Below are 25310 nucleotides of genomic sequence, written 5' to 3' on the forward strand. Positions count from 1 at the left end.
CCCGCTGAGCGGGGTCGGAACCACCGAGATCCCGCCGGCATACGCCGACGGGATCTCCCGTGACCGGCCACCAGGCCGGAACGATTTCTGGGGTGCGCCTACTTACGCCCCGCCTGCCACTGCATGCCCCACCCGAACGCGCGGTCGAGGTCGGACTGGCTGCCGTCGATGTACTGCACGAGACGTTCGACGGTGATGCCCTGCCCGGTGTTCTGCAGCATCGCGATCGCGCAGATGCGCGCGCCGTTGTTCGGCGAGTCCAGGCGCACCTCGATCTGCGGACCCGACGGCGGGGTCAGCGTCACGACGCCGTCCACGGCAGCCCAGTTCGGCGCACCCTCGTAGATCATCGCGAAGATCAGCACCCGCTTGAACAGTTCGGGGCGCTCGAGGTTGATGTGCATGTTCTCGCCGCCGGTGTTCGAGCCGGTGCGGTCGTCGCCGTCGAGGTGGATGTACGGCGGGGTGTTCAGCGCGCCGAAGCTGTTGCCGAGCGCCTGGATGACACCTTTGGATCCGTCGGCGAGTTCGAACAGGCAGCCGAGGTCGAGGTCCACGCCGCCGCTCGCACCGGTGAGCTTCGCGAGGAAGCCCTTCTTCTGCTCACCGCGCGACCAGTTGAGGTTCACCCGCGTGACGCCCTGCCCGGACCCGGCCTTCGACAGGCTCACGGTCGGGGATTCCTTGGTGAGGTTGATCTTGCTCAGGTTGACGCCGCCGGCGTTCTGCTCGGGCTTCTTGTTGTAGTCGATGGCCATGTCGAGCCTTTCGTCGGAGTGGCTGCGCGCGGTTGCGCACGGGATGGGAAAGCGACGGGAGCCCCCGATCCGAGGTGTCGGATCGAGGGCTCCCATCGGCATGTGGTTCGAACTGTCGAGGATCAGGGGATGCTGGTCTTCACAGCATCTTCGCCTTCCCGCGCCGCGATCTTGCGGTTGCGGTAGATGCTCGAGGCGAATGCCGCACCGATCAGGGCGACACCGACGAGGCCGGTGATGACCTCCGGCACGTGGGTGCCGATCGAGTACAGCAGGATCAGTGCCAGCGCACCGATGGCCCAGTGAGCGCCGTGCTCGAGGTACACGTAGTCGGACAGCGTGCCCTTGCGCACCAGGAAGATCGTGATCGAGCGGACGAACATCGCGCCGATGAAGCCGAGGCCCAGGGCGATGATGATCGGGTCGGACGTGATGGCGAAGGCGCCGATGACACCGTCGAACGAGAACGACGCGTCGAGGACCTCGAGGTAGAGGAACAGGAAGAAGCCGGCCTTACCGGTGGCCTTCGCGAGGCCGCTCGGACCGCCGCTGGACTCTTCGCCTTCCTCGGGGATGTGGAACATCTCGCCGAGTCCGTTGACCGCGATGTAGGTGATCATGCCGAGCGCGCCGGCGATCATGACGGTCGAGACCTTGTCGTCCGGAGCAATGACGGTGGCCGTGATGAGCAGCAGCACCGTCGCGACGACGACCTCGAGCTGTTCGAGCTTCCCGGCCTTCGCCAGCGGCCGTTCGAGCCATTCGAGCCACTTGATCTCGCGCTCTTCGAGGATGAAGTGCAGGAACAGCATCAGCAGGAACATGCCGCCGAACGCTGCGATCTGCGGGTGCGCCTCGGTGATCAGGGTCTCGTAGCTCGGATCGCCGTTCGGGAAGTAGGCGGCTCCGTCCGGCGGCGGATTGAGTGCCAGGTCGAGTGCGGCGATCGGGCCGAGCCCGGATGCCACCCACACGATCGCGAGGGGGAACACCAGACGCATACCGAAGACGGCGATGAGGATGCCGATGGTGAGGAAGATCTTCTGCCAGAACTCGCTCATCCGCCGCAGCACGGTCGCGTTGATGACCGCGTTGTCGAACGACAGCGAGACCTCGAGGATGCCGAGGATCACGCAGAGGAACAGAGCTTGCGGGCCGCCGTAGAGGAAGGCGACCACGAGGGAGACGACGGTGACCGCGAAGGATGCACCGAATATTCGCAGAACCACGAAGCGTGGCCTTTCTAATCGAAATCAGGGCGTTGCAGGGTGGTTACTGCACGTCGGTTCCGGCTTCGGTACTGCGACCGAAGCCGGAACCCGGAAGAAACGAACTAGACGTTGACGCCGTAGTCGCGGGCGATACCCGCGAGACCGGACGCGTAACCCTGGCCGATGGCGCGGAACTTCCACTCCGCACCGTTGCGGTACAGCTCGCCGAAGACCATGGCGGTCTCGGTCGAGGCGTCCTCGGACAGGTCGTAACGAGCGAGTTCGTTGCCGTTCGCGCGGTCGACGACGCGGATGTACGCGTTGCGGACCTGGCCGAACGACTGGCTGCGGGAATCGGCATCGTAGATCGAGACCGGGAAGAAGATGCTCTCGATGTTCGCCGGTGTGGCGGCGAGGTCGACGTTGATGATCTCGTCGTCGCCTTCGCCCTCACCCGTGCGGTTGTCGCCGGCGTGCTCGATGGCACCGTCGGGCGACTTGAGGTTATTGAAGAAGACGAAGTGCTGGTCGGAGACGACCTTCTTGTCGGCCCCGGTGGCGATGGCACTGGCATCGAGGTCGAAGTCGGTGCCGGTGGTGGTGCGAACGTCCCAGCCCAGGCCGACGGAAACTGCCGTCAGGTTCGGAGCTTCCTTGGTGAGGGAGACGTTTCCGCCCTTGGTCAAGCTGACGCCCATGCGGGGTCCTTTCGATCGTTCCAACGGTCGACGTACCGGTATAGGGCACGCCCGGTGTGCGTTTCTCCCCACACTAGTTGTTGCCGTGGGGTACGCCCATATCCACTATGCCCGGTCCCGCGCCTTACTTCCGTGACCCGCACGAACCACAGTTCCGACCGGCGGAAAGGTGACGGATCGGCCCGGTGGACGTGCGCCCAGTACCATTCGGTTCTGTGGCGAGCCGATGGACGCGCCGCCTGTTCGGCGGGGGAAACACGGAAGATCCCGCGGCTCGTCGTGCACACGATGCGATGGTCGCGGCGTTCCTCGACATGGACAAGCGCCAGTCCGTCATCGAGGCCGGTGTGGCCGCGTCCTACGAGCTCGAACCCGAACGGCACCTGCTCCGTCAGTGGGATCCCATCCGTCAGGCGTGTTATCGCGCCGGTGAGACGTATCTCCAACTGGCAGTAACGGATCCGGAACAACCGCTCGCACCTGCTCCGGCCTACGAGCAGGCACTGCGGCAGATAACCGAAGCAACACGAACACTTGATGAATTCTTCGGAAACAACCGGGGGCACCTCGAGCACATGACGGCCGTGGCGAACACGGTGCCCGAGCTGGCGCACCGGATGCGTACCGAAGCGCGCAACACCCTCGCCGCGGCGCAGACCCCGGATTTTGTTGCCTTTGTGAACTATCCGTCGGTCCGATCCGCCACCGAAGCGCTCGAGAAGGCCCTGAACAGCCTTGATGCAGCGCACAGCGTAGGCGCGATCCGCACGGCGGCCCTCCGAGTCGAGGAGGCGACCACTGCTCTGCTCGACGCGCTCGCCGCAGCACCGGGGCGCCGCGACGAGGCCGCTCGCACCCTCGCCTCGGTCACCACCAGGATCGGAGCGGTCCGGACCCGCGCGGAAGGTCTCGCCCCGGCCTTCTCCGCGCTGCTGCGCGAGTTCAATGCGGCCAGCTCCGCCGACCTGTCCGGGAACGAGAAACAGGCCGCCGAACTGCTCGCTCGCGCCGAGGACCAGCTCGGACGCGCACGGGCGGCGGCGAAGGACGGCCGCCCCGAGGAAGCGCTCGAGCTGGTCGCGGCGATCCGCGCCGAACTGTCGCGCGCCGAGGAACTCGTCGACGCCGTGACCGCACGACTCGCCACGCTGCGTTCCGTCCGGCAGAATCCGGGGGCCAAGGTCGACGAGGTACGGTTCCGCCTCCGTGACGCACAACACCTGGCCGTGCAACGCGGTCTCACCGCAGAATGGGGTTCGGTTCTCGACTCGCAGTTGAGCCGGATCGACAGGGCCGTCGACGCACTCACCGGTGTGCACCCCGACTACTGGGCCTACGTCAGAGATTTGGATGCGGTGTCTACCTTCATCGCAGGAGTGGTCGATCGGATGAGAGGACGGACCGAGAACGCATGAGGGGGGCCACGCTTACCGAAGTGCGCGCCATGCAGCACTTTCGGCATCTCGACGGCGCGACGATGGAGGAGTTGTTCCTGCACCGTCCCGAGCCGTTCGGGCACAGCGACGATCGCGACCGCCTGGCGACCGCTCTCGGCGCCACGCTCTACGTACCCGCGACGCGCGGCGATCTCGTCGCGACCATCTCGAAGCGTGCGACCGAGGGTGTGACGTCGATGGTGCTCGACCTCGAGGACGCCGTCGCCGACGACGAGGTCGAGCAGGGCCTGCAGAACGCAGTCGCGACGCTCGATGCGCTCGCCGAACGCGGACCGTCGCCGGTGATGTTGTTCGTCCGTGTCCGCACCGCCGACGGCGTCGGGCGGATCGCGTCGATGCTCGGCGCCGGCAAGGCCGTGCTGACCGGATTCGTGGTGCCCAAGTTCACCGCACACACCGGCCCCGCCTTCCTCGAGGCGGTGGCCGCGGCGTCTGAACTGCTCGGCCGTCACCTCTACGCGATGCCCGTCATCGAGTCGGCCGAGGTCGTCCACCGCGAGACCCGCGACGGTGAATTGCGCGCGATCTCCGGCATCCTCGCCGAACATCGCCACCGCGTCCTCGCCGTCCGGATCGGTGCGACCGACATGTGCGCGACCTTCGGTATCCGGCGCGACCGCGACCTGACGATCTACGACGTGCGGGTCGTCGTCGACGTGATCGCCGACGTCGTCAACCACCTCGGACGCACCGACGGAACGGGTTTCGTCATCACCGGGCCCGTCTGGGAGTACTTCGCCGATCACGAACGCATGTTCCGTCCGATGCTGCGTTCGACGCCCTTCGAGGAGCAGGACGCCGTGCTGTTCCGTCAGCAGCTCGTCAGCCGCGACCTCGACGGTCTGCTGCGCGAGATCGCCCTCGACCGTGCCAACGGCATTCAGGGCAAGACCGTCATCCATCCGTCGCATGTCGCTGCGGTGCATGCCCTGTCGGCCGTGACCCACGAGGAGTTCCACGATGCGACCGACATCCTCGATCGCGACACCGGTGGTGTACAGGCCTCGGGATACGGCAACAAGATGAACGAACGGCGACCCCACCGCACGTGGGCAGAGCAGACCCTGTTGCGCGCCTCGGTGTTCGGTGTCACCCGTAAGGGGATCACCTTCGTCGACCTGCTGACGGCGCTGGTGGACCGATGACCGACATTCTCGATATTCCCTGGGCCACCGCAGAGCTCGGTTTCGCTCTCGAACATGTGGAGTCGTCGTGCGGCTACACGGTTCCCGAGCTCGTCCGGCCCGGGCTGCGACGCAATCCACGACGTGCGCACCTGCTCGTCTCCACAGTTCTCGGCAAGCACATCCCCACCGAGCCTGCCGCGGTCCGCGGTGCCGGCCGCCGGCTCGGCCGGCTCGTCGCCGACCTTCTCGGTGATGCAGCATCCGACGCCGTCGTCATGGGATTCGCCGAGACCGCAACGGGTCTCGGTCACTGTGTGGCCGACGCCCTCGACGCCGCATGCTGTCTGCACTCGACGCGACGCCAGGTCCCCGGAGCGGAGGTGCTCACCGGATTCGAGGAGGGGCACTCGCACGCGACCTTCCATCTGCTCCAGCCGACCTCCGGCGCACTGTTCGCCAACGCCGCGCCGCTCGTACTTGTCGACGACGAAATCTCCACGGGAGCAACAGCCCTCGATGCCATCCGCGCGCTGCACCGCGATCATCCGCGTGATCGTTACGTGCTCGCCTCCCTCGTCGACATGCGCTCGGAACAGGATCGGGGCCGGACAGCGGAGGTCGCGGCGGAACTCGGCACGAGCATCGAGCACGTGAGCCTGGCCGCCGGACGATCCGTCGTCCCCGACGATCTCGTCGCGCGGGTCGCAGCATTGCCCGACCCTCTCCTCAATCCGGTGGACGACCGACGCGGCGACGTCCGGTTCCTCCACGCGACGTGGCCGTCCCATGTGCCCGACGGCGGGCGGCACGGGATGTTGCGCACCGACGCGGCGGCCTTCGATGCGGCTCTGTCGACGCTCGCCGACACGATCGCGGACGTACGCGACGCCCGGCGACCCGCCGTCGTCGTCGGACACGAGGAACTGATGTACCTGCCGCTGCGACTCGCGGAGGCACTCGTCGAACGCGGCACCCCCGCCCGGTTCCAGACCACGACCCGCTCCCCCGTCCACGTGATGGACGTCGACGGATATCCGTTGCGCCGCGGATTCCGTTTCACCGCCCCCGAACACATCGACAGCGAGTTCGAGAACGAGGTGCCGCGTTTCCTCTACAACGCGCAGTGGCCCACGCCGACCGAGGTCCGCGCCGAGCTGATCCTCGTCATCGATTCGCCCGCCGACACCGACCGTCTGCGCGCACCGGGAGGTGTTCTCGACGTGCTCACCGCTGCCGGCGAGGACGTCCTCGTCGTGATCGTGCCCGCCACCGATCCGACGGTGCTGCGCACCCACAGGGAGACCGTATGACCGTGCCACTGACCGGACCCGAGTTCGGCTCCTACGCGCCCGACGAGGTGACGTGGCTGCTCAAGGACCTCTCCCACGCCGACCTCGAGGGCGATATCGCCGAACGTGAGGCACGGATCCAGGCGGGTCTCGCGCACTACGCGGAGTCCCTGCCGATCGAGTACCAACCCGACGCCGCCTACCGCGAACTGTTCGACAAGGCACTGGCCGGCACAGCGAGCCGGTTGGCGCACGCGGTGGGCACGGTCACCGAACTGCTTCTCTCCGAACGCGGAACCGACCTGACCCTCGTGTCGCTCGCGCGGGCGGGCACCCCGATCGGCATCCTGATCCGCCGGTGGGCGCTGCACCACCACGGGTTGACGCTGCCGCACTACGCCGTGTCGATCGTCCGGGGCCGCGGAATCGACTCCGCCGCTCTCGACCACATCACCGCGCGGCACGCTCCCGCGTCGGTCGTCTTCGTCGACGGCTGGACGGGCAAAGGCGCGATCGCGCGTGAACTGTCCGCTGCGCTCGCCGAATACACCGCGCGAGGCGGTCCTGTCCTGTCCGACGATCTCGCGGTACTCGCCGACCCCGGCCACTGCGTCCGCACCTACGGCACGCGCGACGACTTTCTCATCGCCTCCGCCTGCCTGAACTCCACCGTCTCCGGACTGGTCTCACGAACGGTCCTCAACGACAGCCTGATCGGCCCCGGGGAGTTCCACGGCGCCAAGTTCTACGCCGAGTTGGCCGCGGACGACGTGTCGAATCATCTGCTGGACGCCGTCGCCGCGGAGTTCGACACGTGCGGCGACGTCGCATCGGCCGCGCAGGCAGTGCTCGAATCCGACCGCACCCCCACCTGGGCCGGCTGGGAGTCCGTCGAGCGGGTGCGGGCGCAGTACGGCATCTCGAGCGTCAACTTCGTCAAACCCGGTGTCGGAGAGACCACCCGCGTGCTGTTGCGCCGCGTTCCCTGGAAGGTTCTGGTGCGCGACATCACCGCCGACGAGCACGCCCATATCCGGATGCTCGCGGCCGCTCGCGACGTTCCCGTCGAGGAGGTTCCCGACCTGGCCTACTCCTGCATGGGACTGATCAAGGACCTGCCGTGAACACCCCGCCCGTGACCGGCACCGCGCCCGCACTGGTCGCCACCGATCTCGACCGCACCCTCATCTATTCGCGCGCCGCGATGACCGGCGACCAGTTCGACACGCAGGATCTACTCTGTGTCGAGTACTACGAGAGCGCACCGCTGTCGTACGTCACCGACGCTGCGGCACAACAGCTTCGGACGCTAGCCGACGAGGTCGCGCTGGTGCCGACGACCACGCGCACACCCGAACAGTTCCGCCGCATCGACCTCCCCGGTGGTCCGTGGCCTTATGCAATCGCGAGCAACGGTGGGTCGATCCTCGAGGACGGGCATCTCGACCCGCACTGGCGCAGGACCGTGGAAGCAGCGGTACGCGAGGGGGGTGCGAGCCTCGACGAGGTGACGACCGAACTGCGTCGCCGTATCTCCGAGGATTGGGTGTCGAAGTTCCGCATCGCCGACGAGTTGTTCTGCTACCTCGTCGTCGATGTCGCAGCGCAACCGGCGGGATTTCTCGACGACTGGCACGAGTGGTGTTCGACGCGCGGCTGGAACGCCTCGCAGCAGGGCCGGAAGATCTACACGATGCCGAACAGTGTGTGCAAGAGCCGCGCGGTGGCCGAGGTGCACCGCAGGCTCCGCGACCGCGGGGTGCTCGCCGACGACGCTCCGGTCTTCGCCGCAGGCGACGGTGCGCTCGATGCGGAGATGCTGAAGGCCGCCGACGCCGCGATCCGGCCTCGCCACGGCGAACTCGAACTGATGGACTGGCGTCACCCGACCGTCTCGGTGACCGACGCCGCGGGCGTCACCGCCGGGGAGGAGATCCTCGCCTGGTTCGCCCGATCCGCTCGTCTTCCGGTCGCTTCGTAGAGTAGAAGGTGCCCGGTCACCGACACAGTGAGGACACATCTCTTGCCGACTCCGCTCTCCAAGGGTCAGAACGGACCGCTCACCGCGTCCGACGTCGTCGTCTCGCTCGAGCTGACCACGCCCGCCGATCTGTCCGCACTGCTCGTCAAGGCCGACGGCAAGGTGCGTTCCGACGCCGACTTCGTGTTCTTCAACCAGCCCACCGGGCCGGGTGTGCGTCTCGTTCCCGGCGTGCCCGGACAGGCGGCCTCGCTTGCGGTGTCGCTCGCGCAGGTTCCCGCCGACATCGATCAGGTACGTGCCGTGATCACCCTCGACGACGCGTCGAGCAGCTTCGGCCGGTTCGCACCGCCCACCGCGCGCGTGTCCGACAGTGCGGGAACGGTGTTGTACGAGTACCGGATCGACGGACTGAGCTCCGAGTCCATCGTGATCGCGCTGGAGTTGTACCGGCGCCAGGGCGCGTGGAAGGTCCGCGCCGTGGGCCAGGGATATGCGGGCGGTTTCGCGGCGTTGGTGACCGATCACGGGGTCAGCGTCGACGACGCACCCGCCCAGCCTGCTGCCGCACCTCAGCCCGTCGCTCCCACGCCGGCTCCGGCTCCGCCCGTGCAGCAGACACCGCCCGTGCAGCAGACACCACCTCCGGCACAGCAGACACCTCCGGCACAGCCTGCGGAGGTCAGCCTCACGAAGAACCGCCCGGTAAGCCTGGTGAAGGGCCAGAAGGTCACCCTCCGCAAGGACGGCGGCGTCGCGCTGACCTTCCTGCGCATGGGGCTCGGCTGGGATCCGGTGGAGAAGCGTGGCCTGTTCGGCAACCGTTCCGCCGACATCGACCTCGACGCCTCGGCCGTGATGTTCGCCGACAACCAGATCGCCGACGTCGTGTACTACGGCCAGCTGCAGTCGAAGGACGGCTCGGTCCAGCACCAGGGCGACAACCTCACCGGTGCCGGTGAGGGCGACGACGAGGTGATGCTCGTCGACCTCACGCGGGTCCCCGCCCATGTCACGACGGTGATGTTCATCGTGACCTCCTACAAGGGCCACACCTTCGAGCAGGTGCAGAACGCGTTCTGCCGTCTCGTCGACGGCACGATCGACACCGAGCTGGCCCGCTACACGCTGCAGGGCGGCATGCCGTTCACGGGCATGGTCATGGCGAAGGTTTACCGCCAGGGCAGCGAATGGAAGCTGCAGGCCATCGGCGAGGGCATGCAGGCGAAGCATCCCGGTGAGGCCGCGCCGCAACTGGGCCGGTTCCTGGCCGTCTGACCGGTGGGCGAACTCTTCACAGCGGGGCGCAACGCCCCGCTGCCGACCCGCACGGCCCGTTTCACGGCGACCGCATCCGTCCCTCTGGACGTGTGCGCGTTCGTCGTGGACGACGGCCTGCAGGTGGCGTCCTCCGACGACGTCGTGTTCTACAACCAACCGACGACGGCGGGCGTTCGGCTCGAGGGCAAGGTGATCGTCCTCGACGTCGACGCGGTCCGTCCCGGCGCACGCGTGCTGTGTGCGGTCGGCTGCGAGCGACCCGCAGCGGTGTCGACCTCGCTGTCCGACGCGGCGGGCACCGTCCTCGCGTCGTTTCACGTGGAACCGGCGGTCGGTACCGAGACGGCGCTGCTGTGCTGGGAGATCTACCGTCGTCACGACGAATGGAAGATCCGCGCCCTCGGCCAGGGATACGCCGGTGGACTCGCCGAGATGTTCACCGCGCACGGGGTGGAGGTCGAGTCACCCTCCGACGCGGAGAAGGTGGCCGCTCCAGGGCCCGGCCCGGTCATCGGCCTCTCACCTCTCGAGGTGCTGTGGCGGATCTTCGAGGACGCCGCCCGATCGGCCGCCGCGTACACGTCGAGTGCGGAGTTCGCCCAGCACCGTTTCGACGACGAACTCTCGACAGCGGTGGCCGATCCCGCCCGGCGCATGGAGCCCGAGGCCGACCGTGCCCGGGCGCGTGCGCAGCAGCGCTACGACGAGCTCGTCGGTGTCGCCGAGGCCCGCTACCGCGACGACAGCGCGGTGCTCGCCGCCGAACTGCTCACCGTCGACGCGACGTTGCCGCCCGCACTCGCATCCTGGATCTCCCCGGCCTGGATGCACGTGCACCTGCCGAGCGACGGCGTGCGGGTGGGTGAGGTGACGGCGCCCGATCTGGGTCCGCTGCGCATCCCCCTGTGCCTGCCGGCACCGCTCACGCGACCGTTGTGGATCGACGGCGACCCCGCCGACCTCGGTCCCGTCGTGTCGTCCGTGGTCGTGCGGCTGCTCACGGCCCGGCCCGACACCCTGCTGCACCTCGTCGATCCCGGGCGGACGCTGCCCGCACTCGAACCCCTCACCGCAGCCCGACTTGCCGGACCGCCCGTCCACGACCGGTCGCGGGTCCCCGCCAGACTCCGGGGGCTGGCCGACGCGGCGGACCTCGACGCGCTCGCCCGGCAGGTCGACGCGGAGACCGCCTCACCCGTGTTGCTGGTCCTCGCCGGGTTCCCCTACGGCTACGACCACGACGGCCTGCTCGAGATCGTCCGGATCGCGCGTACCGGCAGTGCCGGCCGGGTCTCGGTCGTCCTCGCGGGTGATCCCCCGGACGATCGGGTCGCGGAGATCCTGTGGGACGAGGCGCAGAAGCTTCCCGTCGACGGGGAGCTGGCCGATCCGTGGACGGGAGGCCGATGGACGTTCGTTCCCGACAGCCTGCCCACCGAGACCGAGCATCTGCGCGGCGCGCTGGGTGGTAGTTCGCTTCCGGACTGATCGTCCCCTCGCACAGAGGGATCAGCGCCGATCGACGAGTGTCGTGACATCGGGCGCGTACACGGTCATCCAGTGCGGGTTCAGGCGGTAGTAGACCACCTCCTCGCTCCAGTCGAACGCGTCCCCGCCGTAGAACGACTGAAGGTAGGCGAGCAGTTCGGGCCAGTCGTCGGCCGGCTCACCGCCGCGCGGGTTGAGAATCTCCACGTGGCCGTGTGTGAACACGCCGAGGTCCTCCCCGCGCATGTGCGCCGCGCTGGCCGCGGGACGCGCGGCGAGATGCCGGGCCTTGGCGGCGTTGCGGGCCGTGCCGAAGTACCACTTGCCGTGCAGGAAATGTCCGTCCACAGCACTGATGCGCGGTTCCCCGCCGGCGGTGACCGTCGCCAGCGAGAGGACGCACATGCCCGTGAGCACCTCGACGAGCTGCTCGGCCGTCAGGGTCCGCGACGCGTCGACGATCGACCTCAGATGGGATGTGGACCGGGACAGCGACGTGTCGAGGAGCACCTGGAGTTCGGCGAGTTCGGTGGGGGTTTCGTGCATGGCTCCATGTTCACATCACCGAGGCTCACGGGACCCGACAGTTCCTGCTCTGTTCTCCTCGCCGATGTCTGCTCTCGGGGAGATCACCGAACGCGGGTCACCCGCATGGAGGACCCGTCATCCCCCGGTCGGCCGACGCGCGCCGACCCCGCCGCATCGCATGGTGAGGATCATGACGGTCACCGGTTCGACGACGCGACAGCAACGTATCCTCGCCCTCGACGTGGCCCGGGGGATCGCCATCCTCGGCACCTTCGCCGCCAATGTCTGGATCTTCACCGACCCCGCCGGGATCGTCGGATATCTCGCCTCGATCGGCACCGATCCGTGGCCGCAACGCATCCTCATGCAACTCGCGCAGGGAAAGTTCCTCGGGTTGCTCACACTGATGTTCGGGATCGGCCTGGCCGTGCAGGCGGCGTCCGCTCAGCGAGCGGGGCGGCCGTGGCCCGGCGGTTACCGGGTACGCGCCGCCCTGCTCTTCGTCGACGGGGTCGTGCACTACCTGCTCGTCGCCGAGTTCGACATCCTCATGGGGTATGCGCTGACGTCCATGCTCGTGTGCGGGCTCGTGATCTCCTCCCGTCGTGTGCGGCTGTGGGTCGCGGGTACGGCCGTCGCTGTTCACGCGCTGGCCGTGACCGCGCTCGTCGTGGCGCTCGCCAGTTCACCGCCGAATGCGGAGATCCCCGAGCTGACCACCGCCACCTGGTGGGACATGATCGTCTTCCGCGTGGACAACGCCGCTGCGTTCCGCGCCGAGGTGATCTTCGTGATCCCGATGACGGTCGCGCTGTTCCTGACCGGCGCCGCACTGTATTCTTCCGGGCTGTTCGACAGCAGAGGTGCGGTGCTGCGCCGGCGGCTGATGGTGGTCGGGGCGATCGCAGCACCGCTCGACCTCGCCGTGGGTCTGTTCGGCGGTGCCGCAGGTGTATTCGCAGCGCGCTACGGCATCGCCCCGTTCGTCGCGCTCGGCCTGCTGGCGTGGATCGCCCACTTCTACATCGGCAGGTCCACCACCGGCACGGTCGGCACCGCCTGTGAACGCATCGGGCGGACCGCGCTGAGTTGCTACATCCTGCAGAACATCGTCGCGTCGGTGCTCTGTTACGACTGGGGATTCGGTCTGGCGAAGACCGTGGACCCCGCCATGCGGGTCCCGTTCACGATCGCGGTGTACATCGCGGTGGGAGCGGTGATGGTCGTCGGATCCCGTTGGTGGCTCGGCCGATTCCGCCAGGGACCGGTCGAATGGGTGTGGCGGGTGTCCTACGAGCGGCTGACGGAACGTCGCTGACGTGTCGGGTTGCCTCGTGGGGGTCTGCCGCTCGGTCACGGATTCGACGCCCTCACCGGTGAGTACGGCGATATGTTCGACGAAGGGACGATCCGTCCCTCCAACATCTACCGACCGGAGGCAAGATGATCTTCATCGTGGTCCGTTTCAAGGTGAAGCCCGAGTACCAGGACAGCTGGCTCGAGACCACCGCGGAGTTCACCGAGGCGACTCGCAGCGAACCCGGGAACCTGTGGTTCGACTGGTCCCGCAGCGTGGACGATCCGTCCGAGTTCGTTCTCGTCGAGGCGTTCCGCGACGGGGACGCCGGAGCCGAGCACGTGAAGTCCGATCACTTCCGCAAGGGACTCGACGCGATGCGGCCCGCACTGAGCGAGACCCCGCGCATCCTCAACACGGAGATCCCGGGCACCGAGTGGGCCCGGATGGGCGAACTGCAGATCGACTGATCGACCGCATCGAGACCGGCATCGTGTGCGAGATTCCCACCGGACCTCGCACACGACGTCGGTCTCGATATGCGCCCATAGGTTTGTCCTAACGTTTCGTACGGCTGCAGGTCTTTGTGGCAGCAGTCACGGTCGTGATCGACTGGACCGGCGTGGACGGCATGTCCGCGCGTCGGCCGTGTCGATCAGGAGCGTGATGTGAGCGAGTTGCACCTTCCCAACCGAATTCGGCAGCTGGCAGTCGAGCATCCGGATCGCGCGGCGGTCAGCTCCGGCAGCACGACACTCACCTACTCGGAGTTCGACACCCTCACCAGCCGGGTCGCCTCGGCACTCACGACGGTTCCGGTCACCTCCGGGCGCATCGGCGCGCTCCTGCGCATGGGCCTTCCCGGCGCGGCCTCGTTCGTCGGCTGCGCCAAGGCCGGACTGGTGTTCACCCCCCTCAACTGGCGCCTGAACCCGGGCGAGATCGCCGACATCGCCGACGACGCGCAGCTCGACGTCCTGATCGTCGAGGACGAGTTCGCCACATCGGCCCGCGCTGCCGCCGCGGTCCTGCCCGACGCACAGATCGTCGTGGTCGGCGACGCCTCCACCGTTCCCGGCGCACGCTCGTGGGAGGACTTCGTGGCCTCCGGTGACGGCATCGACCCCGGCTTCGGTGACGACGCGGGGACCGAATTGCTGCAGCTCTACACCTCGGGCACCACCGGACGTCCCAAAGGTGTTGTGGCGACGCATCACAACTTGTTCAACGAGCCGCAGAACTTCGCGCTGTACGAATTCACCGAGGACTCGGTGTCGCTCGACGCACTGCCCCTGTTCCACATCGCCGGCGCAGGGTGGATGAGCACGTCGCTCTCTGCCGGCCTGCACCTGGTGCTGCTCGGCGAGATGCGCCCGAACCTCGTGGCGGCAGCCATCTCCGAGCACGGCATCACCCACGCATTCCTCGTGCCGTCGGTCATCAACATGCTCGTCGAGATGCCCGACCTGTCGGACTACGACCTGTCGACACTGCGCCTGGTCGCCTACGGCGCCTCCCCCATCACGCCCACCCAGCTCGCCCGCGCCATGGACACTCTCGGCTGCCGCTTCGTGCAGCGCTACGGCATGACCGAGACGATGGGTGCCCTCACGGCTCTGCGCGCCGACGACCACGACCCGCACGGATCCCGCTCGTACCTGCTGCGTTCGGCAGGCAGCCCGCTCCCCGGCGTCGAGGTCGAGATCCGCGACATCGCCACGGGCGAACCGCTTCCCGACGGCCAGACCGGCGAGATCGTCTGCCGGTCGCGGAACAACACGTCGGGCTACTGGCGTCGCGACGCCGAGAACGCGGCCCTGTTCACGGCCGACGGTTTTCTGCGCACCGGCGACGCCGGACACATCGACTCCGACGGCTACCTGTTCGTCACCGACCGTGTGAAGGACATGATCATCTCGGGTGGCGAGAACGTCTACCCGATCGAGGTCGAATCCGTCCTCTCCGAACACCCGGCCGTCGCCGAGGTCGCCGTCGTCGGTGTTCCCGACGACCGTTGGGGCGAGGCCGTCACAGCCGTCGTGCGGGTCGCGCCGGGCGCATCCCGCCCGACCGAGGACGAACTCCTCCAGTTCACGGTGGAGCGACTCGCGTCCTACAAGAAGCCCCGGCACATCCACTTCGTCGACGAATTGCCCCGCAACGCGAGCGGAAAGATCCTCAAGCGCACACTGCGCAACGAATTCGCTCCCGTGCAGGAGGGAACGACACCATGATCGTCACCGAGGACCTCGGCACCGTCCAGCGCGAAGCATGGGCCGCCGGAGTTCTGCCGCCCGTGGAAGAGGTACGCCCGGGACTGTGGTCGATCCCCGTCCCGATGCCGAAGAACCCGCTGCGGTACGTACTCTCGTACGCGCTCGCACTCGACGACGGTCTCGCCCTGATCGATCTCGGCATGGACACCGAGGAGTCGTGGGACACCCTCGTGGCCGGTGTCGCCGCGACCGGCCACCACATCACCGAGGTGCGCTACGCGGCGATCACTCACCTGCATCCCGACCATTTCGGTCTGGCACCCCGGTTGAAGAAAACGACCGGCGCTGTGATCGCGATGCACGCCGCCGACGCCGCCGCCCTCGGGCACTTCACCCCGGAGGACGTCGCCGCCGACAAGGAAGCATGGCGCGTAGACCTCACCGGACTCGGCGCACCGCCCGAGGTCGTCGAGGCCGCCCGCTTCGAACTCGTCCGCTTCCCCCGAGGCGAGAGCGCGGATGTCGTTCTCGCTCATGGTGATCGACTCGATCTGCCCGGGTGGAACATCGAAGCGGTGTGGACCCCCGGCCACACGCCCGGTCACCTCGCCTTCGTCGACCGCGACCGCGACTTGCTGTTCAGCGGCGACCACATGCTCCCGCGCATCAGCCCCAACATCTCCTCCGGCCCCGGCGAACTGGGCGACCCGTTGCACCGCTACCTGCTGTCGCTGCATGCGACGACGGCTCTGCCGGACTGCGAGGTGCTGCCCGCCCACGAGTACCGGTTCCGCGGAGTCACCGAACGCGCACGCCAACTCATGGACCACCACGAGGTCCGTCTCGACGAGATCCGCGATGCCATCGCGTCCAGGCCCGAGTCGACGGCGTGGGAGATCACGACCCGCGTCACGTGGTCGCGTCCTATCGATGTGATGGATCCCCGGCTGCAGCGACTCGCCGTCCGCGAAACCCAGGCCCATCTGCTCGTTCTCGCCGATAGAGGCGACATCCGTTCCGACGGTGGAACTCCCGCCCACTGGACTCTCTCCACTCCGACCCATACGAAGGAAAACTGACATGAGCGTTGTCCTCACCGAATTCGCCGACGGCGTCGCGGTGTTCACCCTCAACCGCCCCGAGGCCAAGAACGCCGTGAACCTGGAGGTCTCGGAGGCGTTGGCCGCGGCCATCGACGAGTTCGAGGCACGCCCCGACCTGACCATCGGCATCCTCACCGGTGCCGGCGGAACGTTCTGCGCCGGAATGGATCTGAAGGCGTTCGCACGCGGGGAGCGCCCGTCGATCCCCGGCCGCGGTTTCGGTGGCCTCACCGAGGCACCGCCGAGCAAGCCGCTCATCGCCGCCGTCGAGGGCTGGGCCCTGGCCGGTGGATGCGAGCTCGCGCTGTCCGCCGACCTGATCGTCGCATCGCGCGAAGCGAAGTTCGGTATCCCCGAGGTCAAGCGCGGACTCGCCGCGGCGGCCGGTGGCCTGCTGCGCCTGCCGAAGATCCTGCCCTACCCGCTCGCGATGGAACTGGCCATCACCGGTGATCCGCTCACCGCCGAGGTCGCCCACCAGCACGGTCTCGTCAACCGCGTCACCGAGCCCGGTGAGGCACTCACCGTGGCAAAGGAACTCGCCGCCCGCGTCGCGGCGAACGGTCCGCTCGCCGTGAAGGCCACCAAGCAGGTCGTCGCGATGGCCGCCAACTACACCGATCCCGACGCCTTCGTCGCGCAGCGCAAGTTCATCGACCCGGTCTTCGCGTCGTCCGACGCCAAGGAAGGCGCCCGGGCGTTCGCCGAGAAGCGCGCACCGGTCTGGAAGGGCGAGTAGAAATGTCGGACGTGCTGGTCGCGCAGGACGGCTCGGTCGCCACGGTCACGCTGAGTCGACCGGAGCGCAAGAACGCGATGACCCTCGATGCGTGGCGGTCGTTGCGTGAGACGTTCGGCGCGCTCCAGCACGACGACTCCGTCCGCGCCGTGATCCTCACCGGCGCCGGGGGCGACTTCTGCACCGGCGCCGACATGGAACGGCGCGACTCCACCCATCCCCTCGACCGCATGCGGCAGATCAACGCGACGGCGCTCGCCGTCGCGGAGTTCTCCAAGCCGCTGGTCGCGCAGGTCGAGGGGTATGCGGTGGGCGCCGGATGGAACATGGCGTTGCTGTGCGACGTCGTCGTCGCCTCCCGGACGGCGAAGTTCAGTCAGATCTTCGCGCGGCGCGGACTGTCGGTCGACTTCGGCGGGTCGTGGATCCTGCCGCGTCTCGTCGGACTGCACCAGGCGAAGCGTCTGGTCATGCTCGCCGACGTCGTGAGCGCCGAGGAAGCGTACGACTTGGGTCTGGTGACCGAGCTCGTCGAGCCCGACGCCCTCGCCGGCCGGGCCGCCGAACTGGCCGCGCGATTGGCCGCCGCCCCGCCGGTCGCGGTGAGCATGTCGGCGCGGATGCTCGAGCAGGGGTCGTCGCTCACACTGCGCGAGGCCCTCGAGAACGAGGCCCGTTCGCAGGCGGTCAACCACGCCACCGACGCGCCCGACGCGATGCGCGCCTTCGTCGAGAAACGCGAGCCGTCGTTCACCGGCGGATGGCAGGTACCGCGCCCGGTCGACACCCCTTCCTGACGGTTCCGTGCGGGACGATTCGGGGCGTCACCTACGATAACCGGGTGGACTTGCACCTCGTGACCTACTTCGTGGCCGTCGTCGACCACGGCGGGATCACGAAAGCTGCTCAGGCACTCTATATTTCGCAACCCTCGTTGTCGCAGGCCATCCGCACCCTCGAACGGCGCCTCGACACGACCCTGTTCGACCGCACCGGCCGACGGCTCACCCTCACCGAGGACGGTCGCGTCCTCGAGGTCGCCGCGCGGCGCATCCTGGCCGACGTCGAGCGGGCGAAACAGAAGGTCGCGGCGGTGCGCGACCTCGAGGCCGGCCGCGTCGAGATCGTCACCTTCGCGACGTTCTCGATCCACCCCGTCATCGAGTTCGTCCAGCGCTTCCGTCAGCGCTACCCCAACCTGACCGTACGGGTGAACGACGCCGAAGGACCTCCCGGGGTCCACGCCGCGCTGCGCCGCGGCGAGGCGGAGATCGGCATCACCGACCTGTCGGTCGAGCACGCCGGCATGATCACCGTCCCGGTCCTCGAGCAGGAGATGGTGCTCGCCCTGCACCCCGATCTCGCTGCCGACGTTCCCGACCCTGTCACCCGGGCCCAGGTCCGCGACTTCCCGCTGGTCCTAGACCTCGGTTCCCGCGCGAGCGCCGCACGCACCGGTGAACTGCTCGGCGAGCAGAATGTCGTCGTCGACTGCGCCAACCAGGCTGCTCTGTGGCAGTTCGTCGAGCGTGGCACCGCCGGGACGATCGTTCCGCGTCGCGTCGCCGAGAAGCAGATCCCCGGTGCGGTCGTCCGGCCGCTGGACCCGCCGTTCCGACGTCCGGTCGGGCTGGTGATGCGACCCGGCGATCTGTCCCCCGCTGCCGCCGCATTCGTGGCGACCACCACCGGCACCTCCTGGGAAGCGTGACGACATGGAGTTCCGTCAGGTCGAGTACTTCCTCGCCGTCGTCGAGAACGACGGCATCAACGGCGCAGCCGCCGAGCTCGGCGTCGCCCAGCCCACCGTCTCCCAGGCACTGCGCAGCCTCGAGCGCGAGCTGGGTGTACAGCTGTTCCACCGCATCGGGCGCGGCATGGTGCTCACCGCGGCGGGCAAGGCACTGATCGGCCCGAGCCGGCAGATCCTTCGCGATGTGACCGCAGTCGAGGAGCTGCTCACCGTGTCGACGACCGAGGTGACGGGCCGACTGGATCTGATGGTCTTCCCCGCTCTCGCGACCGGCCCGATCGTCGACCTGGTCTCCGAGTTCCGCCGCCTCCATCCCAAGGTCACCGCGCGCCTCGGTGATCTGCGTGCGGAGGAGTTCACCGCATCGGTTATCCACGACGGCCACTGCGAGTTCGTCGTCACCCATCTGCCCGTCGAGGACGAGGTCGGCCTCGAGATCATAGAACTCGGACAGACCGAATACTGGCTCGCCTATCCCCCCGGCACCGACCTGCCACCGGGGCCGCTGTCCTTGGCCGAACTCCCCGACATCCCGATGGTATTCGTGCCGCGCGGTCGTGGCTCAGTGAGCGACGCGATCGACTACGCGATGCGACAGGCCGAGGTGCGCCGGCCCATCTCCGTGCTCACCGATCATCGCGAGGCCCGCCTGCCGATGGTGCTCGCCGGTCTGGGCGGCTCGTTCGTCGAGCGGTCGCTCGCCGAATCGGTACAGGATGTCGCGGTGGTCCGCCCGTGCGAACCGACCTTCGCGCAGTCGTACGGACTGGTGTTCGATCCGGCCTCGCTGTCCAAGGCCGGACGTGCCTTCGTCGACTTCGTGCGGGCGTCCGAGAAGTCCGGCTCGGAGGAGTAGTTTCGTCGGAGCGGTGATAATCGGCTTCCTCGAAGCGGGGACACCCGGGGATCCGGGCGCGACGATAGTGGGGACGACGTCCACTTCCGCCCTCGGGAGATGATCCGTATGTCCGCTTCGGCGACCTCCCCCGTCCACCTCGACTCCGTCGACGCCTACGCGCAGCGCGTCCTCGATTCCGTCCTCGGCACCATGGACACCCTCATGATCCTGATCGGCGACCGTCTCGGCTGGTACCGAAGTCTCGCCGACGACGGACCCGTGACCGCCGACGAACTGGCCGAACGCACCGGCACCCACCCGCGGTACACCCGAGAGTGGCTCGAACAGCAGGCCGTGACCGGTCTGCTCGATGTCGACGACGGCGATCCCCCGCGCTTCGCTCTGTCGTCGGCCGGTCGCGAGGTGCTCACCGATCCGCGCAACCTGGCGTACATGGCGCCGCTCGCCCGGATGATCGTCGGCGCGACCATGCAACTACCCGGCCTGATCGAGGCCTACCGCAGCGGCGGCGGAGTGAGTTGGAGCCAGTTCGGCCGCGACGTGTGCGAGTCGCAGGCCGACGCGAACAGGCCCCTGTTCGAGAAGGCGCTGCCCGATGCCCTGCGGTCGGTCCCGGAGGTCGACGAGGTGCTCGGACAGCCGGGCGCGCAGATCGCCGACATCGGCTGCGGCGGAGGATGGTCGACGATCACGATCGCCCGCACCTACCCGGAGGCGAAGGTGCAGGGCTTCGACATCGACGCTCCGTCGGTCGAGATGGCCAGGTCGAACCTCGCGGAGAATGCCGATGTGGCGCAGCGCGTCACGTTCACGCAGTGCGACGCGTCCGAACTGCCCGGTGGAAACTTCCACGCGGCCTTCGCGTTCGAGTGCGTCCACGATATGCCGCAACCGGTCGAGGTGCTGGCTGCCGTGCGGCGTTCGCTCGCACCCGGCGGGTTCATGATCGTCATGGACGAAGCGGTGGCCGACACCTTCACCGCACCCGGAGACGACGTCGAACGGCTCATGTACGGCTACAGCCTCACCATCTGCCTCCCCGACGGTATGAGCCACACACCGAGCGCCGCGACGGGCACCGTCATGCGTGCCGCGACCCTGCGCCGCTATGCCCTCGACGCCGGTTTCACCGAGGTCGACGTGCTCCCCATCGAGGACTTCGGCTTCTTCCGCTTCTACCTCCTCCGCGCCGAATAGCGTTGCCCCGCCGGAACTTCGGGGAGGTTGTGTTCGCGTTCTTCGAAATGCACGCACACAACCTCCCCGAAGTCCTGCTCAGACGGGCGCCCCGGCCGCTCCCAGAGCACGACGCACCCGTTCGACGAAGACCTCGGGGCGCCGGTAGAGGAGGTCGGCGCCGACCCGAATGACCGTCCACCCCAGTTCGGGCAGCACCGCGTACCGGTCGATGTCGCGGGTGCGCTGAGTGGGGTCGGTCCAGTGCTGCACGCCGTCGTACTCCACGAGGACCCGCCACTGCTTCCATCCCATGTCGGCTCGTGCCACGAACGCCTCGCCGTCGAAGATCTCGATCTGGGTCTCCGGCGGGGGGAGACCGGCACGGACGAGGAGCAGACGTGTGTGGGTCTCGGGCGGTGATGCAGCTCCCCCGTCGACGAGGGTGAGCACCCGCGGCACGGCACCGATACCGTGTGCGCCCTTGCTTCTCGTCGCGAGTTCCTCGATCTCACGAACCTTCAGGCCGGTCGCGTTGCAGAGCGCGTCGATCGTTTCGACAGCCCGGTCGAGCGGCGTTCGTCGGGCGAGATCGAAGGCCGTCTGCGCGGGTGTGGTCGCGACCATCCCGTCCACCATGCAGATTTCGAACTTCGGAGCGCGCCGGACCGAGATGCCCGGCACCGACCGGACGTGATCGGAGCGCACCAGTTCGGCCGCCACATCCGGGTCGAGCCACCGAGTGCCGTGCACGGCAGCGGCAGAGACTCCCGCGAGGACGCCGCGTCGGGGCCCGGTTGTGGACGAAGCGAGGTCATCCCCAGGTCGGTCACCTGCGACGAAAGAAGTTCGGGGAGGTTGTGTCCGGGTTTTTCAAGAAAACCGGACACAACCTCCCCGAACCCGGGAGCTGTCTGCTTACGCGACGCGCTCGAAGATCGCTGCCAGACCCTGGCCGCCGCCGATGCACATGGTCTCGAGGCCGTAGCGGGCCTCGCGACGGTGCAGCTCGCGGGCGAGGGTGGCGAGCATGCGTCCGCCGGTCGCGCCGACCGGGTGGCCGAGCGAGATGCCGGAGCCGTGGACGTTGGTGCGCTCGAAGTCGGCCTTGCCGAACTTCCACTCGCGGGTCACGGCGAGGGCCTGCGCGGCGAACGCCTCGTTGAGCTCGATGAGGTCGACGTCGGCGAGGGTGATGCCTGCCTTGGCGAGGGCGACCTCGGTGGCCGGCACGGGGCCGATGCCCATGATCTTGGGCTGGACACCCGCGACGCCCCACGAGACGAACCGCACCAGCGGGGTCAGGCCCAGCTCGGCGGCCTTCTCCGGGGTGGTGACGATCGCCATGGACGCGGCGTCGTTCTGGCCGCTGGCGTTGCCGGCGGTGACGGTGGCCTCGGGGTCCTGCTTGCCCATGATCGGCTTCAGCTTGGCGAGGGTCTCCAGGCTGATGTCGGGACGCGGGTGCTCGTCGGTGTCGATGACTTCGTCGCCCTTACGGCTGCTGACCGTGACGGGGATGATCTCCTCGGCGAGGATGCCGTTCTTCTGGGCGTGGACGGCACGCAGGTGCGAGTTCAGGGCGAGCTCGTCCTGCTCGTCGCGGGAGATCGAGTACTCGCGACGCAGGTTCTCCGCCGTCTCGATCATGCCGCCGGGCACCGGGTAGAAGCGGCCACCGGCGGTCGAGCGGGCGCGGACCAGACCGTCGTGCATCTGCACGCCGGTGCGGGCGCCGCCCCAGCGGATGTCGGTGGAGTAGAACGCCGCGTTGCTCATCGACTCGGTGCCACCGGCGACGACGAGATCGTGGTCGCCGTTACCGACCTGGAAGGCGGCCTGGATGACGGCCTGCAGACCCGAACCGCAGCGGCGGTCGATGTGCATGCCGGGCACCGTGATCGGCAGACCGGCGTCGAGGGCGACGACGCGACCGATGGCCGGGGCTTCGCTGTTGCCGTTGCAGTGGCCGAGGATGACGTCCTGAACCTGTTCGGGCGCAACACCGGTGCGCTCGAGCAGACCCTTCAGTGCCGCGACACCGAGATCGACTGCGGTGAGGGACTTGAACATTCCGCCGTAGCGGCCGATCGGGGTACGGACCGGCTCGCAGATGACTACTTCGCGCATGATGACCTTTCGGGAAGAGAGTGAGGTGACGGGCGGACCGTCACATGAAGCGGCCGCCGGTGACCTCGAGGACGGTGCCGGTCATGTAGGAGGACATATCGGACGCGAGGAACAGTGCGACGGAGGCGATCTCGTCGACCTCACCGGGGCGACCCATGGGGATCTCGGCCATCTTCTGGTCCCATGCCTTCTGCGGCATGGCCTCGGTCATCGCCGAACGGATCAGGCCGGGCTGGATCGCGTTGACCCGGACGCCGTGGTGCGCCATCTCCTTGGCGGCGGCCTTGGTCAGGCCGACGATGCCCGCCTTGGCGGCGGAGTAGTTGGTCTGGCCGACCATGCCGACCTTGCCGGACAGCGAGGAGATGTTGACGATCGCGCCGCGCTTTGCCTCACGCATGATCGCGGCAGCCTTGCGGGTGCCGTGCCAGGTGCCCTTGAGGTGCACCGAGATGACCAGGTCGAAGTCCTCTTCGGTCATCGTGCGCATCGTCGCGTCGCGGGTGATACCGGCGTTGTTGACCACCACGTCGAGCGAACCGAACCCGTCGACGGCCTCGGCGAGGAGGGTGTCCCAGTCGGCGGACTCGACGACGTTGGCGCGCACGGCCCGGGCGACGTCGCGGCCACCGAGCTTTTCGGCGGCGGCGGTGGCGGCATCGAGGTCGAGGTCGCCGATCACGACGCGGGCGCCGGCGTCGACGAACTCCTGTGCGATGGCGAAGCCGATTCCCTGAGCGCCACCGGTGATCACGGCAGTGCGGTTCTCCAACAGAGACATCTACGATTCCTTTCGGCGGGGCTCGGGACGGCCCCAGACAAGTCGATGCTCCGAATATAACGGCGATCCGGCCCGCGGAACGGCCTCGATCCATCGACAATGCCTATACGGGAATGGCGCCATTCGTATTGGACACCTCCCGGCGGCCGCACGAAGGTTGTAGACATGACACTCTCCATCCCGGCCCCCGAGGTCGACGAAGACGACTTCCGCGAGATCCTCGCGCAGACCCGCGCGTTCGTGCGCAACGTGGTCGTGCCGCGCGAGCAGGAGATCGCCGAGACCAACGCGATTCCCGAGGACATCCGCCAGGCCGCGAAGGACATGGGCCTGTTCGGATATGCCATCCCGCAGGAATGGGGAGGTCTCGGCCTGAACCTGCAGCAGGACGCGGAACTGGCGATGGAGCTGGGTTACACGACCCTGTCTCTGCGCTCGATGTTCGGCACCAACAACGGCATCGCCGGTCAAGTGCTGGTCAACTTCGGCACCGACGAGCAGAAGAAGCAGTGGCTCGAAGGCATCGCCTCCGGCGAGGTCGTCGCCTCCTTCGCCCTCACCGAACCGGGAGCCGGCTCGAACCCGTCGGGTCTGCGCACCAAGGCCGTGCGCGACGGCGACGACTGGATCATCACCGGCGAGAAGCGCTTCATCACCAACGCGCCGCTGGCGAACCTGTTCGTCGTCTTCGCCCGCACCCGCCCCGCGGACGAGAACGGCACCGGCATCGCGGTCTTCCTCGTCCCCGCCGACACCCCGGGTCTGACGGTGGGCAACAAGGACGCGAAGATGGGCCAGGAAGGTGCCTGGACCGCCGATGTGCACTTCGACGGGGTACGGGTGCCGAACTCCGCGCTCGTCGGCGGCAGCGAGGACGTCGGCTACAAGGCCGCGATGGTCTCCCTCGCCCGTGGTCGCGTGCACATCGCCGCGCTGTCGGTCGGTCAGGCCCAGCGTGCGCTCGACGAATCGGTGGCCTATGCGGCCGCGGTGACCCAGGGTGGTACCCCGATCGGTAACTTCCAGTTGGTGCAGGCGATGATCGCCGACCAGCAGACCGGTGTGATGGCCGGCCGCGCCCTGGTCCGCGACGCCGCGAAGGCCTGGGTGGAGGAGACCGACCGCCGCATCGCGCCGTCGGTGGCGAAGTTGTTCTGCACCGAGATGGTCGGCAAGGTCGCCGATCTCGCCGTGCAGATCCACGGCGGCAGCGGCTACATGCGCGAGGTCGCTGTCGAGCGGATCTACCGCGACGTGCGTCTGCTGCGTCTGTACGAGGGCACCAGCGAGATCCAGCGTCTGATCATCGGCGGCGGACTCGTCAAGCAGGAACAGAAGAAGAACTCCTGATCTTCGCGGCGCGGTCCCGGAACGGGTACATCCGGAACCGCGCCCGAAGCGATTCTCTCGAATCGCCTTCCACCGCATACGAAGAAAC

24 protein-coding genes are annotated in these 25310 nt (G+C 67.9%); 17 read left to right on the plus strand and 7 right to left on the minus strand.

Features of this window, described 5'->3' with window-relative positions; all coding sequences use genetic code 11:
• Positions 1-98: 98 nt before the first annotated feature.
• The 3 genes from LPH33_RS24175 to LPH33_RS24185 all read right to left on the minus strand — a co-directional run bounded on the left by LPH33_RS24175 (position 99) and on the right by LPH33_RS24185 (position 2667).
• Positions 99-758 carry a TerD family protein gene (locus LPH33_RS24175; protein WP_229566430.1) on the minus strand — a complete coding sequence of 220 codons (660 nt, stop codon included), beginning with the start codon at positions 756-758 and terminating at the stop codon, positions 99-101.
• A 122-nt stretch (positions 759-880) separates the two neighbouring features.
• A complete protein-coding gene (locus LPH33_RS24180; protein ID WP_229566431.1) occupies positions 881-1987 on the minus strand; it encodes a DUF475 domain-containing protein in 1107 nt (368 codons plus the stop codon).
• A 104-nt stretch (positions 1988-2091) separates the two neighbouring features.
• On the minus strand, positions 2092-2667 hold the full coding sequence (locus LPH33_RS24185) for a TerD family protein (RefSeq protein ID WP_229566432.1): 576 nt from the start codon (positions 2665-2667) through the stop codon (positions 2092-2094).
• Positions 2668-2960: 293 nt separating this feature from the next.
• Between LPH33_RS24185 and LPH33_RS24190 the strand changes: the two genes are divergently transcribed.
• The 7 genes from LPH33_RS24190 to LPH33_RS24220 all read left to right on the plus strand — a co-directional run bounded on the left by LPH33_RS24190 (position 2961) and on the right by LPH33_RS24220 (position 11290).
• Entirely contained in the window at positions 2961-4082 is a 1122-nt protein-coding gene (locus LPH33_RS24190; protein WP_229568495.1) for a hypothetical protein, read from the plus strand.
• Between the two features lie 29 nt (positions 4083-4111).
• The gene (locus LPH33_RS24195; RefSeq protein WP_229566433.1) at positions 4112-5269 is read left to right on the plus strand and encodes an HpcH/HpaI aldolase/citrate lyase family protein; all 1158 of its coding nucleotides are present in this window, start codon (positions 4112-4114) and stop codon (positions 5267-5269) included.
• Positions 5266-6561: a phosphoribosyltransferase family protein gene (locus LPH33_RS24200; RefSeq protein ID WP_229566435.1), complete on the plus strand. Its 1296-nt coding sequence runs from the start codon at positions 5266-5268 to the stop codon at positions 6559-6561. The genes LPH33_RS24195 and LPH33_RS24200 overlap by 4 nt, the downstream gene beginning before the upstream one ends.
• Positions 6558-7664 carry a cysteine protease StiP family protein gene (locus tag LPH33_RS24205; RefSeq protein WP_229566436.1) on the plus strand — a complete coding sequence of 369 codons (1107 nt, stop codon included), beginning with the start codon at positions 6558-6560 and terminating at the stop codon, positions 7662-7664. Before LPH33_RS24200 ends, LPH33_RS24205 begins: the two co-directional genes overlap by 4 nt.
• Before the next feature lie 80 nt (positions 7665-7744).
• A complete protein-coding gene (locus LPH33_RS24210; protein ID WP_229568498.1) occupies positions 7745-8521 on the plus strand; it encodes an HAD family hydrolase in 777 nt (258 codons plus the stop codon).
• Between the two features lie 42 nt (positions 8522-8563).
• Positions 8564-9799, plus strand: a complete 1236-nt coding sequence (locus tag LPH33_RS24215; protein WP_229566438.1) for a TerD family protein — start codon at positions 8564-8566, stop codon at positions 9797-9799.
• Positions 9800-9802: 3 nt separating this feature from the next.
• On the plus strand, positions 9803-11290 hold the full coding sequence (locus LPH33_RS24220) for a TerD family protein (RefSeq protein WP_229566439.1): 1488 nt from the start codon (positions 9803-9805) through the stop codon (positions 11288-11290).
• 21 nt (positions 11291-11311) lie between these two features.
• Here LPH33_RS24220 and LPH33_RS24225 read toward each other — a convergent pair whose 3' ends face one another.
• Entirely contained in the window at positions 11312-11836 is a 525-nt protein-coding gene (locus LPH33_RS24225; RefSeq protein WP_229566441.1) for a pyridoxamine 5'-phosphate oxidase family protein, read from the minus strand.
• 160 nt (positions 11837-11996) lie between these two features.
• Between LPH33_RS24225 and LPH33_RS24230 the strand changes: the two genes are divergently transcribed.
• The 9 genes from LPH33_RS24230 to LPH33_RS24270 all read left to right on the plus strand — a co-directional run bounded on the left by LPH33_RS24230 (position 11997) and on the right by LPH33_RS24270 (position 20982).
• On the plus strand, positions 11997-13136 hold the full coding sequence (locus LPH33_RS24230) for a DUF418 domain-containing protein (RefSeq protein ID WP_229568500.1): 1140 nt from the start codon (positions 11997-11999) through the stop codon (positions 13134-13136).
• Between the two features lie 125 nt (positions 13137-13261).
• On the plus strand, positions 13262-13585 hold the full coding sequence (locus LPH33_RS24235; RefSeq protein ID WP_229566442.1) for a putative quinol monooxygenase: 324 nt from the start codon (positions 13262-13264) through the stop codon (positions 13583-13585).
• A 198-nt stretch (positions 13586-13783) separates the two neighbouring features.
• Positions 13784-15349, plus strand: coding sequence for a long-chain-fatty-acid--CoA ligase (locus LPH33_RS24240; protein ID WP_229566444.1), 1566 nt, complete (start codon positions 13784-13786; stop codon positions 15347-15349).
• Positions 15346-16410, plus strand: a complete 1065-nt coding sequence (locus LPH33_RS24245; RefSeq protein ID WP_229566446.1) for an MBL fold metallo-hydrolase — start codon at positions 15346-15348, stop codon at positions 16408-16410. The genes LPH33_RS24240 and LPH33_RS24245 overlap by 4 nt, the downstream gene beginning before the upstream one ends.
• Position 16411: 1 nt before the next feature.
• Positions 16412-17173, plus strand: a complete 762-nt coding sequence (locus tag LPH33_RS24250) for a crotonase/enoyl-CoA hydratase family protein (RefSeq protein WP_229566447.1) — start codon at positions 16412-16414, stop codon at positions 17171-17173.
• A gap of 2 nt (positions 17174-17175) precedes the next feature.
• On the plus strand, positions 17176-17970 hold the full coding sequence (locus LPH33_RS24255) for an enoyl-CoA hydratase/isomerase family protein (protein ID WP_229566449.1): 795 nt from the start codon (positions 17176-17178) through the stop codon (positions 17968-17970).
• Positions 17971-18014: 44 nt separating this feature from the next.
• Positions 18015-18884 carry a LysR family transcriptional regulator gene (locus tag LPH33_RS24260; protein ID WP_229566450.1) on the plus strand — a complete coding sequence of 290 codons (870 nt, stop codon included), beginning with the start codon at positions 18015-18017 and terminating at the stop codon, positions 18882-18884.
• Between the two features lie 4 nt (positions 18885-18888).
• On the plus strand, positions 18889-19782 hold the full coding sequence (locus tag LPH33_RS24265) for a LysR family transcriptional regulator (protein ID WP_229566452.1): 894 nt from the start codon (positions 18889-18891) through the stop codon (positions 19780-19782).
• Between the two features lie 99 nt (positions 19783-19881).
• Positions 19882-20982 carry a class I SAM-dependent methyltransferase gene (locus LPH33_RS24270; RefSeq protein WP_229566453.1) on the plus strand — a complete coding sequence of 367 codons (1101 nt, stop codon included), beginning with the start codon at positions 19882-19884 and terminating at the stop codon, positions 20980-20982.
• A gap of 78 nt (positions 20983-21060) precedes the next feature.
• Here LPH33_RS24270 and LPH33_RS24275 read toward each other — a convergent pair whose 3' ends face one another.
• The 3 genes from LPH33_RS24275 to fabG form a co-directional block, all read right to left on the minus strand.
• Positions 21061-21714 (minus strand): endonuclease domain-containing protein, encoded by a 654-nt coding sequence (locus tag LPH33_RS24275; RefSeq protein ID WP_229566454.1) that lies wholly within the window; start codon positions 21712-21714, stop codon positions 21061-21063.
• 165 nt (positions 21715-21879) lie between these two features.
• Positions 21880-23091, minus strand: coding sequence for an acetyl-CoA C-acetyltransferase (locus LPH33_RS24280; RefSeq protein ID WP_016695802.1), 1212 nt, complete (start codon positions 23089-23091; stop codon positions 21880-21882).
• A gap of 40 nt (positions 23092-23131) precedes the next feature.
• Complete coding sequence (gene fabG / locus LPH33_RS24285; protein WP_016695803.1) at positions 23132-23872, minus strand: 3-oxoacyl-ACP reductase FabG; 741 nt, start codon at positions 23870-23872, stop codon at positions 23132-23134.
• 165 nt (positions 23873-24037) lie between these two features.
• Between fabG and LPH33_RS24290 the strand changes: the two genes are divergently transcribed.
• Positions 24038-25222 carry an acyl-CoA dehydrogenase family protein gene (locus LPH33_RS24290; protein ID WP_060652573.1) on the plus strand — a complete coding sequence of 395 codons (1185 nt, stop codon included), beginning with the start codon at positions 24038-24040 and terminating at the stop codon, positions 25220-25222.
• Positions 25223-25310: the final 88 nt, after the last annotated feature.

Origin of the sequence: Rhodococcus sp. RDE2 (assembly GCF_020885655.1) — a bacterium.
Taxonomy (GTDB): domain Bacteria; phylum Actinomycetota; class Actinomycetes; order Mycobacteriales; family Mycobacteriaceae; genus Rhodococcus; species Rhodococcus pyridinivorans.